Genomic DNA, 16,083 nt, shown 5'->3' with positions numbered 1-16,083 from the left:
AGACCATTTTACAAATACAAGTAAAATTATATCATAAATTAGAATTATAACTATGGATAAATTAAAAATTTTGTATGCTTTTTTGATAAATCTTTTATACTTTATTAAATAAAAGGCCTTGTTACTTTTTCATATTGTCTTATTTTTTATGTAGACCTGCCTATAAGACAGGCTTATAGACTTAGTTATTAAGCATCTCCTCTAAAATAACCTCATCTGTTTTCTGCATTCCAAATCTTGCAATATTTCCTACAGTTTTAACTGTTTTATCAATGTCATCTTTTACTATTCCGTCTCCGGCTTTAAAAGAGTTGCCACTTTTAGCTTGATCCAATGCTAAAAAGGCACTTCTTATGCTTGATGCTATTTTCATGGCACAAGAAGGTTTAGCTCCGTCACAAATCATACCTGAATTAGTTGCAAGAGCATTGGAAAGTGTTTCCTTAATAATTTGTCTGTCCTCTCCCTGAAGCATAGCTATTCCACACATTGATGCAGATGCTGCAGCTACAACTCCGCAGTAAGCTGAAAGCTTTCCTATTCCTTGCTTGATATATAGGCCTATAAGATTTGCAAATATTAAGGATCTGTAAAGGATGTCCCCTTCTATTTTGTGATTCTTTGCGTAAACTATTATAGGTACTGCAACTGTAATACCTTGGTTGCCTGAACCTGAATTAATTACTACAGGCATTTCACAACCGCTCATTCTGGCATCTGAACCTGCACTGGCATAGGCTGCAATTTCTTCTCTTTCATTATCTTTTGCATTTTCCAAAATTATGCTGCCTATATTTGCTCCCCAATCATTTTTTATACCTTCCTTGGCAATAGCGTAGTTATATTCCATTTGAAGGTCAAATATTTCTTTAATGTCGGAGTAGTCAACCTCTTTGGCAAAATCGTAAATTTTGTCAAAGCTTAGTTCAACTTCAGATTCCTCAACTTTACTTGAATCCTTTTCAAAAATAACTTCCTTATTCTTTTCAATAAGAATTATATTTGTATGATCATGTTCTATAACAACTCTTGAGCTTTGATCTCCTTTAGTAAGATTTACATCTATATATAGAGATTCAATACCCGGCACATGGTTTACCTTGCAGATCCCCTTCTCAATTAATTTGTCACATTCTTCAAGTCTTGACTTGTCAATATTAGCTAAAACTTCAAGTTTTTTATCAGCATCTCCCAGAAAAGCACCTGCTACAAGCGAAATTTCTATTCCTTTTCTTCCTTCAGTTCCCGGAACCTTAACTGAGTTGGCATTTTTTATCATATTACCTGACAAATTTGCAACAATTCCATCCGGTTCTTCTCCAAGAACTTCCTTCGCCTTAGCTGCCGCATAAGCAAGAGCTATAGGCTCAGTACATCCGAAGGCAGGTATTAACTCCGCTCTTAAGAATTCTTTGTAATCCATACTCCACTCCTTCTATAAATATTAAAATTATTTTTACCTAAATTTACTTACACTTTATATATAAGCAATTATTGTGCCAATTATTTAAAGAGAGTTTTCGGATTTGCAAATTTTTGTTTTTATTAAATTTGCAAATATGATAATTAAATTTGCATTTATGCAAACTTTTATGTAAAATTTATCTAGGTGATTCTATGAAAGAACTTATTAATATAAAAAATTCTGTTAGAGAAGTGGCAGATGCTATAAGCTCTATACTATCTGTTGATGTAACTATAATTAATACTGACTTAATCAGAATAGCTGCTACAGGTCTTTATAAGGACCGAATCGGCGAGCAACTGCCTAAGGATTGTTCTTACAGTTATATACTCACAAACAAAAAACCGGAGCTTATAATTGAAAAGGGCATAAGTCAAAGATGTCACAACTGTCAATCTTCCAACCAATGCCAAGAGGTGGCTACTATAGGATATCCTATTTTATCCAAGAACAATGAAACTTTAGGTGTTATAGGCTTAATAGCCTTTAATCAGGAGCAAAAAGAATATATTTACTCTCATCAAAAGGAAATAGATTTGTTTTTAAAAAAGCTTAGTCTTCTCCTTGCAGGCAACTTGAATTATGAGGCAACTATTAATAATCTGTCTCTTAGAAATGAAGAGTTTTCAAATATAGTAAATGCTTTGGACTATGGAATAATTTTGGCTGATTCGGATTTTAAAATAATAAATTACAACAACAAAATTCAAAAGCTTTTAGGCATAGGCGACGGAGTTCTTAAAGAGGTTACAATTTTTGACATCTTTAAGAACTTTAACCCTAAAAACAAAAAAAGTATCTACTACATTAAAGGAAGACCTATAAGCCAAAAAAATGAATTTATAGTAAGAACTATAGAAAATTCCGTCAACGGAAAAGTTCAAACCTATATTTTTCAAGTTTCCAGTTACTCTAAGGAGCTTATCAATGCCTATAACATTATAGAAGATCAAAACAATGTTAATTTTGAATATATTTTAGGAAACTCGGCTGCAATTAGAAATACAATTAACCTTGCTAAACAAGTTGCAGAAGGTGATTCTTCAGTAATGATAAGAGGGGAAAGTGGAACGGGTAAGGAGCTTTTCGCCAAATCCATTCACAAAAACTCTCCTCGTAAGTACAACTCCTACATTTCAATAAATTGCGCCTCTATCCCTGATAATCTTCTTGAAAGTGAACTTTTCGGCTATGAAGAAGGTGCCTTTACAGGAGCAAGGGTTTCAGGTAAGGTCGGTAGGCTTGAGCTTGCTAATGGAGGTACTCTCTTTCTAGACGAAATAGGAGATTTGCCCCTAAGCCTTCAGCCTAAACTTTTAAGAGTTCTTCAAGACGGAAACTTTGTAAGACTTGGAGGCAAAAGGGTAATTAATGTAGATTTCAGACTTATTAGTGCAACAAACAGAAATTTGGAAGAAATGGTAGCTGCGGGTGAATTTAGAGAGGACCTTTACTACAGACTTAATGTAATTCCTCTTGAACTTCCTCCTTTAAGGGACAGAAAGGAAGACATCAAACTTATTGCAGAATCAAAGCTTTCAGATTATTGTATTATGCTTGGCAAGGATAAGAAGGTTTTCTCAAATGAGCTAATGGAAATTTTTAAAAACGCCTACTGGAAGGGAAATGTAAGGGAGCTTGAAAATGTAATTGAATATTTGGTTAATGTTTCTACAGACAAAGTCATAAGTCCTAAGGATCTGCCGCCATCCTTTAACAGCTACAGGGACCCTTCCTACACTAAAGCTTCTTCTTTAAATTTTAAACAGGGTATGACCTTGCAGGATATGACTGATGAGTTTGAAAAAAATATTATTTCAAATCTTTTAACTACCTATGGAGAGACTACAAAGTCCAAAAAAATTATATCTGAAAAGTTAGGAATTAACCTTTCAACTCTTTACAGAAAATTATATAGATTTAACTTAAACTAACAGGGATTTATAAGCCCTGTTTTTTTAATCGTTCATAGAATTAAAGGCAAAATAAAAAGAGCCTTACTGTTAAGGCTCCTTAATAAGCTGATTATTTAATATAAAAAGTTTGCAACTAAAGCAACTATAGGAATAGCTATAAATGTTCTAATTAAAAATATTACTACAAGCTCTCCAAAACTAAGGCCTACATCTGATTGCAACATAGCATTGGCACTTTCTGAGAAAAATATAATTTGTACAGTTGAAAGGACAACTACAAAGAATATACTTGCAGGTGCTATTGCCTTTCCTGCTATAGTCATTACCGGCAAGGCAATTTCAGCTATACCAACTAAGGTTGCAGGTGCAACGATCTCAGCATCTGCTATGCCTACAAGCTTTAAATAAGGTACCATCGGCTTGCCAATTATGTCAAATACCGGAGTGTATATACTAAGTACCATTGAAAGAACCGTTAATACTTGTACAAATGCCACTATCTTTAAGGCAAAGGATAGGGCTTCTTTAATTGATGTTAAAAGTACTGAATACTCTGCATCTCTTGCCTTAGTTGTAGCTGTTGCAAGAGCTTTTTTAAAAATATCTTTAGTGTATTTTCCACCCTTTCTCATAGCGGCTGTTTGAACAAATCCGTCCATATAAACGTCCTTCTTCCTTGAAAGTGGTGGTATCCTTATCATAATAACGGCAATAATAAAAGCTGTAGCTAAAGATGTAAGAGCTACATTACCATACATATAGGGCGTATTTGTAATTGATACAAGTAGGGCGAAAAATCCTAGAGATACTAAAGAAAAACTTGTCATAATACTTGCAGCTTCCTTTTCAGTATAAACATTTTCATGGTAAAGCTTGTTTGTCATAAAAACTCCAACTGCCGGTGCTGCTACAAAGGCGGAAAGAGCATTTACAGCTGATTGCCCTGGCAGTTTAAAGACTCTACGCATTACAGGTTCTATAAGTGTTCCTATAAATTCAAGAATGCCGAACTCAGTTAAAAATGTTACCAACCAGCCTGCTATAGTTACTGTAAACATGGTGTTACCTGCAAGGCTTATTGCAGTTGTTCCTACTTCAGGATCAAGTATTTGTTTAGGTCCCACTTGAAAAACAATCATAAAAGAAAATATGGCAGCCAAATAGTATAGACTTGCAGTAATAGGACCGTCTTTTTGGTGAAACTTATAAATTTCACCCTTTTTATAAAATTTTGAAATATTATAGGTTATAGAAAGGGTTATGCACACTATCATAGTTAAATAGTTTTTTATTCCGGCTACAGCATCTGTGGCAAAGTTTACCAGAAATACCATAGGTACAACGGTTTCATCACCATACTTAAGACAAGGTATAAAGAATAAAAATACTCCTATTCCTGAAAAAAATAAAAACTTCAGAATATTTTTGCTATTAATACTGTCATAATCAGCTTTAATTCCTACTTTTTCTGAAAGGGCTTTTTCAATTCGCTCCTCTTCACTTAATTCTTCCTCTATTAAGTTATTATCTTCCACTTCTTTTTTTAAATATTTACTCTCAACAGAATAATCATTATCTGACATTATCTTCCCCCTTTTCCAGCCATATAATTAAAATTATCTTTTAGTTTTCATGGAGTCTGTTAATTGGATAAAGTATATTAAATAAAAAATTCTTAGACCTTATCTTGTCTAATTATATTTTTAATAAATTTTCCTCTTTTAAATTTCTAAAACAAATAATTATTATAGTTAGTTTTTTTATTTAACAATAATAAACGGTTTGCAAATAAGTCTGCAAACCGTTTATTAAATTTGCTTTTTATCTAAGAATTGATCTTGAAATAACCATTCTTTGTACTTCTGATGTTCCTTCGTATATTTCTGTTATCTTTGCGTCTCTCATCATTCTTTCTAGTGGATATTCTCTTGTGTAGCCGTATCCTCCTAGTAGTTGTACGCATTTTGTTGTTACATACATTGCTGTTTCTGCTGCGTTTAGTTTTGCATGGGCTGATGCTACTGAGTAGGGTTGTTTGTTGTCTTTTAACCATGCTGCTTTGTATACTAATAGTCTTGCTGCTTCTATTTTGTTTGCTAGGTCTGCTATTACGAATTGGGTGTTTTGGAAGCTTGATAGGGTCTTGCCGAATTGTTCTCTTTGTTTTACGTAGTCTACTGCTACTGCTAGGGCTCCTTGGGCTATGCCTATTGCTTGGGCTGCTATTCCTATTCTTCCTCCGTCTAGGGTGTGTAGCGCTATCTTAAAGCCTTCGCCTTCTTTGCCTAGTAGGTTTTCTGCTGGTACTTTACAGTTGTCGAAGATTAGTTCTGCTGTTGCTGAGCCTCTTATGCCCATCTTCTTTTCGTGTTTTCCTATCTTAAAGCCTTCGAAGTCTTTTTCTACTATGAAGGATGATATGCCGTGGTTGCCTTTTTCTTTGTCTGTCATTGCCATTACTACGTAGATTCCTGCTTCGCCTGCGTTGGTTATGAAGTTCTTTGTGCCGTTTAGAATGTAATGGTCTCCGTCTTTTACTGCTGTTGTTCTTTGTCTTGATGCGTCTGTTCCTGCGTTTGGTTCTGTTAGGCCAAAGGCTCCTAGGCATTCTCCGCTTGCTAGTTTTGTTAGGTATTTTTGTTTTTGTTCTTCTGTTCCCCAGTCATAGATTGGTGCTGAACCTAGTGATGTGTGGGCTGATAGGGTTACTCCTGTTGATGCGCATACTTTTGATAGTTCTTCTACTGCTATTACGTAGGTTAGGTAGTCTCCTTCTTCTCCTTCGTATTCTTCTGGCCATGGTATTCCAAGCATTCCTTGTTCTGCCATCTTTTCTACGCTTTCTCTTGGAAATCTTTCTTCTTCGTCTATTTCTTCTGCTAGTGGTTTTATTTCTTTTTCTGCAAAGTCTCTGTAGATCTTTTGTATCATTTTATATTCTTCGTTAAATCCGAAATCCATTTGTTTTCCCCTTTCAAATTTTGGTATTTTGTTAAGTGAGATTATATTTATTGTCCATCTAAAAATCGACAATTATCTTTAAAGTCTTGAATTTGATAAAAGCCTCTATTCCTTTAATAATTCCTTCAACTTTTGACGGAAAAGTTTATTTGTTACTATATGACCTAATCTTTTAAGCTCTTTTATAGATTTTATATGCTTTTTTGTATTAACCTTCCCCTTGTTAATTACGCCTTTATAGGGATTATAAGAAAAGCTAAAAGAAATTTAAAAAAATTTTTAAGTCTTATATAAATAAAAAAGCAGGCGATTTCTCGCCTACTTCTTGTCTTAAATTTAAAAGCTTATTTTCTTTCTTCAAATACCTTCTTAAATTCTTCAATCATTACAGGAATAACCTTATAAAGGTCTCCAACGATTCCGTAGTTTGCTACTGAAATCATAGGAGCTTCTTCGTCCTTGTTTATTGCAACAATAACATCTGAAGTTTTCATACCTGCAAGGTGTTGTAAAGCTCCTGAGATACCGCAAGCAAAGTATACCTTAGGGCTTACAGTTTTACCTGTTTGTCCTACTTGGTGTTCATACTCTATCCATCCGTTATCTACAGCTGCTCTTGATGCTCCTACTGCTGCTCCTAAAGTGTCGGCAAATTCTCTTATTAAATCGAATCCGCTTGCATCTCCAAGTCCTCTACCGCCTGAAACTATAATAGTTGCATCTGCAAGACTAATTTCTCCTGTTGCTTTTTCAATTACTTCTTTAACCTTTGTACGAATGTCTTCTTCTGCAAAGTCAACTTCAACCTTAACTACTTCGCCTTCTTTTTGGCATTCTGTTCTTTCCATAGAGTTAGGTCTAATAGTTGCCATTTGAGGTCTTTTTTCAGGACATTCAATTTCAACCATTACGTTTCCACCATACATAGGTCTTGTACATAGCATATTGTTGTTGGATTCGTCAATTTTAATTTCAACGCAATCTGATGCTAATCCTGTACCTGTTTTAGCTGCAAATCTTGCTGCTAAATCTTTTCCGTTGTTTGTTGCAGGGAAAAGAAGAATTTCAGGTTGTTGCTCTGATACAACTTTATCTAATGCTTTAACATAGCTTTCGCTTCTGTAATCCTTTAATTTTTCATCGTCACATACAAATACCTTGTCTGCTCCGTATTTGAAAGCTTCTTTTGCAACTTCTTCTACTCCGCTACCAATAAGGATAGCGCCTAAATCTAATGAAAGTTTGTCTGCAAGTCTTCTGCCTTCGCTTAGTATTTCAAAGGAGACTCCGCTTATAGCACCGCTATTTTGTTCAAGACAAACTAATACTTTTGTTTCTGCCATGGGTTTTCCTCCTTTATTAAATAATCTTAGCTTCAACAAGCTTTTTAACTGCTATTACAGCAATTTCTTCAGCGTCCCCTGTTATAATTTCTCCGCCTTCTCTTGGTGCAGGTGGATACATTTTAATTATTGAAGTAGGCTGTACTACATCTTCTGCACCAATTGTAGCTAAGTCATATACAGGAATTTCCATTTTGTTAGCTTTTCTTGTACGCTTCAAGGTCGGGTATCTTGGTTCGTTAAGAGATTTTTCGCAAGTTAATACAGCAGGCATTGTTGATTCTACAACTTCTTCTGCTACTGAGCTTACTCTCTTACAAGTGATTTTATCTTCTCCAACTTCTACTATTTCTTCTATAAATGTAATTTGTGGAATGTCAAGTTGTTCTGCAAGTTGAGCTCCTACTTGAGCATCATCTGCATCTATTGCTTGTTTTCCGCAAAGAACTAGGTCAAATTCTCCAATGTGCTTAATAGCCTTAGCTAATATATATGCTGTTGCATGAGCATCAGGTTCGCCTATTTTTTCATCATGAATTAAATAAGCGTGTTCAGCACCCATTGCTAAACCGATTTTTAGTGCTGACTTACATGATTCATCTCCCACTGTGATTACGCTAACTTCGCCGCCATGCTTTTCAACTAGTTGAAGAGCAGCTTCTATAGCATGTTGATCAAATGGGCTTACCATGGTTTCTACTCCGTCTTTGATAACGCATTTCTTTTCTTGATCTACTGTAGGTACAATTGCATTATCAAGTACTTGTTTTATACAAACCATTATATTCATACTTGATCTCTCCTTATTTTATATTTTATTTGATTTTGCAATTTTAAAGCAAGACTTGGTTTTTTCACTTTGTCTTGCTTTAAAACAAAAATCTTATATTATATTATTTTATTTTCTTACTTAGCTTCTCTTAAAATTTGTCCGGCAATTACTATTCTTTGAATTTGTGAAGTACCTTCGAATAGTTCAAGGATTCTTTGGTCTCTGTACATTCTTTCAATTGGATATTCTTTCATGTATCCATATCCGCCATGAATTTGAAGTGCAGTAGTTACAATCTTGTGAGATGCTTCTGCGCCGAAAAGCTTAGCCATTGAAGCAACCTTAGAGAAGTTAACTCCTTGTTCCTTAAGGTCTGCTGCATAGTAAGTAAGCATTCTCATAGCTTCAAGTTGAGTTCCCATGTCTGCGATCATCCAGCTAATACCTTGGAATTTAGAAATAGGACGTCCGAATACTTCTCTTTCCTTAGAATATTTTACTGCTGCATCAAATGCTGCTTGTGATAAACCTACACACATTGCAGCTATACCGATACGACCTCTGTCTATTACGTCAAGTGCTAGACGATATCCTTTTCCGATTTCACCAACAATGTTTTCCTTTGGAACTCTACAGTCTTCAAAAATAATTTCGTGAGTTCTTGCTCCTCTAATACCCATCTTGTCGTCTCCAGCACCTATCTTCATACCTGGAGTTCCTTTTTCTACTATAAAGCAAGTTAATCCGTCTCTGCCCTTTGAACGGTCAGTCATAGCAAATACTGATAGGAAGTCTGCATATGCACCACTTGTAATAAAGTGCTTAACACCGTTTAGTACGTAGCAATCTCCATCTTCTGTAGCTGTAGTTCTTGTAGCTGTGGGGTCTGATCCTCCTGCAGGTTCAGTTAAACAGAAAGCTGCTAGTTTTTCTCCTTCAAGAGCAGGTCTTAACCATCTTTCCTTTTGTTCGTCAGTACCTTGTAGGTAAAGAGAGTCAAATCCTAGATAGTGTCCAGTCATAATTGAACCTGTTGCTGCACAAGCTGCTGTTACTTCTTCCATAGCAATTGCTTCAGATATAGCGTCAGCTCCGCCGCCGCCTAGCTCTTCAGGATATGCAATACCCATAAGGTCTTGTTCCATTAGTGCCTTTACGTTGTCCATTGGGAATTCATTAGTTTCGTCAATTTCAGCAGCCTTAGGTGCTAAATATCCTTGTGCCCAATCTCTAACCATACGTCTTATTTCAATTTGGTCATCAGTGTACTTAAAATTCATTATATCCTCCTTTTATTTTTCAATTCTATATGCTAAATATTTATATTAGACTTTTCCATTATAATAACATGTTCCTGGAAAATCAAATTTTCATAAATTTTAGTAAACTTTTTCTTCCTTTAATTTGTCAAGCTCCTCGTCTGAGTAACCTAGGTATTCCTTTAAAACTTCTCTTGTGTCTTGACCTAGTAAAGGTGCCGGATGTTCAGGATCCGGTGGTGTTTGTGATAGCTTTACAGGGTTACCTGTAATTGTAAGTTTTCCTGCTTCAGGTTGATCTATATCAACTAGCATCTTTCTTGCTAAAATACTTTCATCTTTACAAGCTTGTTCTACAGTAAATATAGGTCCGCATGGAATTGAATGTTCTTCAAAAAGTTTTACAGCTTCATCTAAAGTATAATCCTTTAAGAAGTCTTCAATAATAGCCTTAAGTTCAACATCATTGTCTGAACGGTGCCAATCTTCATCAAATTTAGGATTCTTAGGTAGATCAGGTCTTCCAATTAAATCGCAAAGAGCATTAAAATGAGGATTACTTGCAACTGCTATTATTACATATTGACCGTCTTTACATTTATAAATATCGAAAGGTGCACTTAGAGGGTGTCTTGCTCCAACTCTCTTAGGCAAAATCTTTCCTATTGTGTGTCTTACTATGTTGGTTTCAATAAAAGCAAATACTGAATCCATTAGAGCCACGTCTACAAGTTGTCCTTCTCCTGTTTTTTCCTTATGATATAGGGCAAGCATAATACCGAAAGCACCATATAGTCCTGCACTTACATCACCTAAAGAACTTCCAACTCTTGCAGGCGGATTATCGGGGTAACCTGTAATGCTCATCATTCCGGCTCTACCTTGTGCTACTATATCATATGAAGGTAAATCTCTGTGAGGGCTGACTTGTCCAAATCCTGATATTGAACAGTAAACAAGTCCCGGATTTAACTTTTTAAAGTCTTCATAGGAAAAACCTAATTTTTCCATAACACCTGGTTTAAAGTTTTCAACTACAACATCAACTTTTTTAACAAGTTCATATATTATTTCTTTAGCCTTTTGATTCTTAAGGTCAAGGGTTATACCTCTTTTACCTCTGTTGGCAAATATGTAATAACCGCTTTGTTTTTCTACAAAAGGTCCGAAAATTCTGCTGCCGTCTCCGGTTCCGGGTCTTTCTATTTTTATAACTTCGGCTCCGAAATCGGCAAGATTCATTGTGCAAAAAGGTCCTGCCAAAACATTGGTAAAGTCTAAAACCTTAACGCCTTCCAAAGCTTTGTTCATATCTTTTTCCTCCTTATCTTACTATTGTTTTATGAGTCATAAAATAACATGGCGATTACCATGTTATTCTATGACTTTTTTTACATTTTTATTTTACTAATCTAGCGTCAATATAACATCTTTGCAAAGAATGCTACGATTGGAACCGCGATAATTGTTCTAATTAAAAATATTAAAACTAATTCGCCGACTTTTAGTCCCGCATCAGATTGTAACATAGCGTTGGCACTTTCTGTGAAGAATATAATTTGTACAGTTGAAAGAACTATTACAAAGAATATACTTGCAGGTGCTATTGCCTTTCCTGCTATAGTCATTACCGGTAGGGCAATTTCAGATATACCTACTAGAGTTGCAGGTGCTATATCATTAACATTTTCAAGTCCCATTAAGTTTAGATATGGAACCATTGGCTTACCTATCCATTCAAATACAGGAGTGTAAGTACTGATTAACATTGAAAGAACTGTAAGTGCTTGTACGAAAGCAACTACTTTAAGAGCAAATGAAAATACATCTTCAAAAGCTGTTAGGAATACACTATATTGAGTTCCTGAAGCTTTTGTTGTTGCGGCTGCTACAGCTCTCTTAAATATTTTTGAATCATATTTGCCTGGCTTTTTCATTGCTGCTGTTTGCATAACCCCATTTTTATATTGTTCTTTTTTCTTTGATAGGGGTGGAATTCTAATAACTATAATCGCCAGAATAAATACTGTAAGAAGTGATGTAAGTACTGCAGCTCCATACATTTCTTGAGTATCTGTAATTGATACTAAAAGTGCAAAGAATCCAAGGGATACAACACTGAAGTTTGTCATTATACAGCAAGCTTCTTTTTCAGTATAAACGCATTCATTGTAAAGTTTGTTTGTAATAAATACACCTACAGCTGGAGCAGCTACGAATGATGAAAGCGCATCTACTGCTGATTGTCCGGGCAGTAAGAATACTCTACGCATAATAGGCTCAATAAGTGTTCCTATAAATTCAAGAATACCGAATTCAATTAAAAATGTTACTAACCAGCCTGCTATTGTTACTGTAAATAGTGTTGATCCTGCAAGACTGATTGCAAGTCCTCCTACATCAGGATTTACAATTTGTTCGGGTCCTACTTGGAATACAAGCATTGTAGAGAATATTGCTGCCAAATAGTATAAAATACCAGTAAAAACTCCGTCTTTTTCGTGGAATTTTCCAAAATAAGAGTTTTTGTTAATTTTACCATAAGTATAAGTAATAGAAAGTCCTATACATACAATCATTACCAAGTGGTTAAGTATTCCTGCAGCAGCTGTCTTAGCGCCATTTACAAGGTAAACCATAGGTACTATAGATTCCCCCTTGGAGCCTGTAAGACATGGTATAAAGAACATGAAAACCCCTATGCCTGAAAATATAAGTGCCTTTAAAAAGTTAGCTGTTGTTAGTGTACTGTAGTCAACTTGAATACCTACTTTTTCACTAAGATCTCTCTCAACTCTTTCGGCTTCAGTAAGCTCTTCTTCCTTTACCTTAGCATTAATTTCTTCGTTCATTTTAATCCTCCTTTTTTAATTTATATAATTTATTTATTAAAATAAATTCAAATTTATGGTGATAACGCTTCACCTTCTTTAGATTAAAATATTTTATCTAAGAATTGATCTTGAGATAACCATTCTTTGTACTTCTGATGTTCCTTCGTATATTTCTGTTATCTTTGCGTCTCTCATCATTCTTTCTAGTGGATATTCTCTTGTGTAGCCGTATCCTCCTAGTAGTTGTACGCATTTTGTTGTTACATACATTGCTGTTTCTGCTGCGTTTAGTTTTGCATGGGCTGATGCTACTGAGTAGGGTTGTTTGTTGTCTTTTAACCATGCTGCTTTGTATACTAATAGTCTTGCTGCTTCTATTTTGTTTGCTAGGTCTGCTATTACGAATTGGGTGTTTTGGAAGCTTGATAGGGTCTTGCCGAATTGTTCTCTTTGTTTTACGTAGTCTACTGCTACTGCTAGGGCTCCTTGGGCTATGCCTATTGCTTGGGCTGCTATTCCTATTCTTCCTCCGTCTAGGGTGTGTAGCGCTATCTTAAAGCCTTCGCCTTCTTTGCCTAGTAGGTTTTCTGCTGGTACTTTACAGTTGTCGAAGATTAGTTCTGCTGTTGCTGAGCCTCTTATGCCCATCTTCTTTTCGTGTTTTCCTATCTTAAAGCCTTCGAAGTCTTTTTCTACTATGAAGGATGATATGCCGTGGTTGCCTTTTTCTTTGTCTGTCATTGCCATTACTACGTAGATTCCTGCTTCGCCTGCGTTGGTTATGAAGTTCTTTGTGCCGTTTAGAATGTAATGGTCTCCGTCTTTTACTGCTGTTGTTCTTTGTCTTGATGCGTCTGTTCCTGCGTTTGGTTCTGTTAGGCCAAAGGCTCCTAGGCATTCTCCGCTTGCTAGTTTTGTTAGGTATTTTTGTTTTTGTTCTTCTGTTCCCCAGTCATAGATTGGTGCTGAGCCTAGTGATGTGTGGGCTGATAGGGTTACTCCTGTTGATGCGCATACTTTTGATAGTTCTTCTACTGCTATTACGTAGGTTAGGTAGTCTCCTTCTTCTCCTTCGTATTCTTCTGGCCATGGTATTCCAAGCATTCCTTGTTCTGCCATCTTTTCTACGCTTTCTCTTGGAAATCTTTCTTCTTCGTCTATTTCTTCTGCTAGTGGTTTTATTTCTTTTTCTGCAAAGTCTCTGTAGATCTTTTGTATCATTTTATATTCTTCGTTAAATCCGAAATCCATTTGTTTCNCTACTGCTATTACGTAGGTTAGGTAGTCTCCTTCTTCTCCTTCGTATTCTTCTGGCCATGGTATTCCAAGCATTCCTTGTTCTGCCATCTTTTCTACGCTTTCTCTTGGAAATCTTTCTTCTTCGTCTATTTCTTCTGCTAGTGGTTTTATTTCTTTTTCTGCAAAGTCTCTGTAGATCTTTTGTATCATTTTATATTCTTCGTTAAATCCGAAATCCATTTGTTTCCCCCTTACATTTTTAAAAATTTTTAATGAAATCTTTTTCATCGGTGTCTTGATGATATCGATTTCTAGTCTTAAAAACATCTAATAAGTTAGCAAGTTAAAGTTTTTTAACAAAAACATTTCCTTGCTTTTTTTGCCTATAATAAAAGATATTCCTCAATTTTAAAAATTAAATTAATGACCTCATTACTTATATACCCTGTAAATTACAAATTTCTACAATAAATAAAAAATGCACCTTGATAAAACTATCACCTGTCAGTCAAGTTTTATTTTTCAAGGTACATTTTCCTTTAATATATTTGACGATTTTTAGACTAGTATTGTGCTTCTATATTTCCTCTTCTATTAGACAAAATCTTTGTGAAAAGGATTTTACAAAAAATTTTCGTCCTTTAAATTATTTGGAGTAATCGTAGAAGCCCTTACCTGTTTTTCTTCCAAGAAGTCCCCCACGAACCATTTTACGTAGAAGTGGATGTGCGCGATACTTACTGTCTCCAAATTCACTATATAGTACATCCATAATTGCAAGACATACATCAAGTCCTATTAAATCTCCTAAAGCCAAAGGTCCTATAGGGTGATTTGCGCCTAGTTTCATAGCTGTGTCTATATCTTCAGCTGATGCAAGGCCTTCTGAGTATATTCCTATTGCTTCGTTTACCATAGGAATAAGAATACGGTTTACTACAAATCCCGGAGCTTCTGCAACTTTTACAGGAGTTTTTCCGATTTCTTCTGTAAGATCAAGGATAGCCTTTACTGTCTCTTCACTGGTATTAATTCCATCTATAATTTCTATAAGTTTCATAGCCGGAACCGGATTGAAGAAGTGCATTCCTATAACCTTATCAGGACGTTTAGTTGCTGTAGCTATATCTGTAATACTTAATGATGATGTGTTTGTTGCAAGAATGGTTTCTTTTTTGCAAAGTTCATCAAGTTCTGCAAGATATTCTTTTTTTACCTTAGGATCTTCTGTTGCAGCTTCAATAATAATGTCGCAATCAGCCATATCTTTAAATTCTTCAGTTATGCTGATACGTGCCATGGCTTCGTCCATAGCCGCTTGTTCCATTCTACCCTTAGATACGTTTCTTGCATATCCTTTTGAAATCTTTCCCTTTATAGATGCTATTTTTTCATCTGTAAGATTTCTACTTTTTAGTATTACATCGTGGTATTGAGCCACAACCTGTACAACTCCTGAACCCATGGTTCCGGATCCTATTACTCCTATTTTCATTATATATCCTCCTCTACTATTTAAAGTTTGGTTTTCTTCTTTCTAAAAACGCTTCCATGCCTATTTTTTGGTCCTGTGCATTAAAACATTCCTTGAAGCTTTCCTCTTCTATTTTTACGCCTTCTTCTATACTTGTCTGTAGTCCCTCTCTTATTGCTCTTTTGGAATATGCAACAGCTACCTTGGAATTTTTATTTATAGCTTCTGCCATTTCTATGGCTTCATTCATTAATTCGTCAGGGTCAACAAGTTTATTAACAAGACCTATTTTATACGCTTCTTCTGCTGATATAACCTTACCTGTATAAATAAGCTCCTTGGCGCGGGCCTGTCCTATTTCTCTGGCAAGTCTTTGAGTTCCTCCAAAACCCGGAGTTATTCCAAGACCTACTTCCGGTTGACCGAATTTAGCCTTGTAAGATGCAATCCTTATATCACACGCAAGAGCAAGCTCACAGCCTCCACCTAAAGCGAAACCGTTTACTGCAGCTATTACAGGTTTATTTATAGATTCTATTATAAGAAAAGTTTCATTTCCGAATTTTGAAAACTCAAAGGCTTCCTCCGAAGTTAAATTAACCATTTCAGATATGTCGGCTCCGGCTACAAAAGCCTTGCTTTTTCCCGTAATTATTATAGAAAAGGTATCTTCATCTTTTTCAAGGCTTAAAAAACAATCTCTAAGCTCTTTAATAAGCTCGGTGTTTAAAGCGTTTAAGCTTTTTTCTTTATTTATTGTGACTATAGCTATATGGTCTTTTGCCTCAACTTGTAAATATCTATAATCCATATCTATCTC

Annotated in this window: 12 protein-coding genes and 1 pseudogene; 1 reads left to right on the top strand and 12 read right to left on the bottom strand. The window is 35.4% G+C overall.

The features are described 5' to 3' along the window. Positions 1 to 181 precede the first annotated feature (181 nt). Positions 182 to 1,423, bottom strand: a complete 1,242-nt coding sequence (locus PEPCATONIAE_RS04975; RefSeq protein ID WP_138159897.1) for an L-cysteine desulfidase family protein — start codon at positions 1,421 to 1,423, stop codon at positions 182 to 184. 194 nt (positions 1,424 to 1,617) lie between these two features. Between PEPCATONIAE_RS04975 and PEPCATONIAE_RS04970 the strand changes: the two genes are divergently transcribed. Next, complete coding sequence (locus PEPCATONIAE_RS04970) at positions 1,618 to 3,399, top strand: sigma-54 interaction domain-containing protein (protein WP_138159895.1); 1,782 nt, start codon at positions 1,618 to 1,620, stop codon at positions 3,397 to 3,399. Positions 3,400 to 3,494: 95 nt separating this feature from the next. Here PEPCATONIAE_RS04970 and PEPCATONIAE_RS04965 read toward each other — a convergent pair whose 3' ends face one another. From PEPCATONIAE_RS04965 to PEPCATONIAE_RS04915, 11 genes and pseudogenes are all read right to left on the bottom strand, one after another. Then, positions 3,495 to 4,964 (bottom strand): YjiH family protein, encoded by a 1,470-nt coding sequence (locus tag PEPCATONIAE_RS04965; protein WP_138159893.1) that lies wholly within the window; start codon positions 4,962 to 4,964, stop codon positions 3,495 to 3,497. A 238-nt stretch (positions 4,965 to 5,202) separates the two neighbouring features. Beyond that, positions 5,203 to 6,342, bottom strand: coding sequence for an acyl-CoA dehydrogenase (locus PEPCATONIAE_RS04960; RefSeq protein ID WP_138159891.1), 1,140 nt, complete (start codon positions 6,340 to 6,342; stop codon positions 5,203 to 5,205). A 344-nt stretch (positions 6,343 to 6,686) separates the two neighbouring features. After that, positions 6,687 to 7,685 (bottom strand): electron transfer flavoprotein subunit alpha/FixB family protein, encoded by a 999-nt coding sequence (locus PEPCATONIAE_RS04955; RefSeq protein WP_138159889.1) that lies wholly within the window; start codon positions 7,683 to 7,685, stop codon positions 6,687 to 6,689. A 16-nt stretch (positions 7,686 to 7,701) separates the two neighbouring features. Further along, positions 7,702 to 8,475: an electron transfer flavoprotein subunit beta/FixA family protein gene (locus PEPCATONIAE_RS04950; protein WP_138159887.1), complete on the bottom strand. Its 774-nt coding sequence runs from the start codon at positions 8,473 to 8,475 to the stop codon at positions 7,702 to 7,704. 116 nt (positions 8,476 to 8,591) lie between these two features. Beyond that, positions 8,592 to 9,737, bottom strand: a complete 1,146-nt coding sequence (locus PEPCATONIAE_RS04945) for an acyl-CoA dehydrogenase family protein (RefSeq protein WP_138159886.1) — start codon at positions 9,735 to 9,737, stop codon at positions 8,592 to 8,594. Positions 9,738 to 9,836: 99 nt separating this feature from the next. Further along, on the bottom strand, positions 9,837 to 11,027 hold the full coding sequence (locus tag PEPCATONIAE_RS04940; RefSeq protein WP_138159884.1) for a CaiB/BaiF CoA transferase family protein: 1,191 nt from the start codon (positions 11,025 to 11,027) through the stop codon (positions 9,837 to 9,839). Positions 11,028 to 11,134: 107 nt separating this feature from the next. Further along, a complete protein-coding gene (locus tag PEPCATONIAE_RS04935; RefSeq protein WP_138159882.1) occupies positions 11,135 to 12,568 on the bottom strand; it encodes a YjiH family protein in 1,434 nt (477 codons plus the stop codon). Between the two features lie 93 nt (positions 12,569 to 12,661). Then, a complete protein-coding gene (locus PEPCATONIAE_RS04930) occupies positions 12,662 to 13,801 on the bottom strand; it encodes an acyl-CoA dehydrogenase (RefSeq protein WP_138159891.1) in 1,140 nt (379 codons plus the stop codon). A gap of 18 nt (positions 13,802 to 13,819) precedes the next feature. After that, positions 13,820 to 14,029, bottom strand: a pseudogene (locus tag PEPCATONIAE_RS08775) (acyl-CoA dehydrogenase family protein); the annotation flags it as partial. 406 nt (positions 14,030 to 14,435) lie between these two features. After that, positions 14,436 to 15,284 carry a 3-hydroxybutyryl-CoA dehydrogenase gene (locus PEPCATONIAE_RS04920; protein WP_138159880.1) on the bottom strand — a complete coding sequence of 283 codons (849 nt, stop codon included), beginning with the start codon at positions 15,282 to 15,284 and terminating at the stop codon, positions 14,436 to 14,438. Between the two features lie 16 nt (positions 15,285 to 15,300). Then, on the bottom strand, positions 15,301 to 16,074 hold the full coding sequence (locus PEPCATONIAE_RS04915; RefSeq protein WP_138159879.1) for an enoyl-CoA hydratase-related protein: 774 nt from the start codon (positions 16,072 to 16,074) through the stop codon (positions 15,301 to 15,303). Positions 16,075 to 16,083 lie beyond the last annotated feature (9 nt).

This window comes from Peptoniphilus catoniae, assembly GCF_901447155.2.
GTDB lineage: Bacteria > Bacillota > Clostridia > Tissierellales > Peptoniphilaceae > Peptoniphilus_E > Peptoniphilus_E catoniae.
This window is presented reverse-complemented; position numbering and strand designations above follow the sequence as displayed.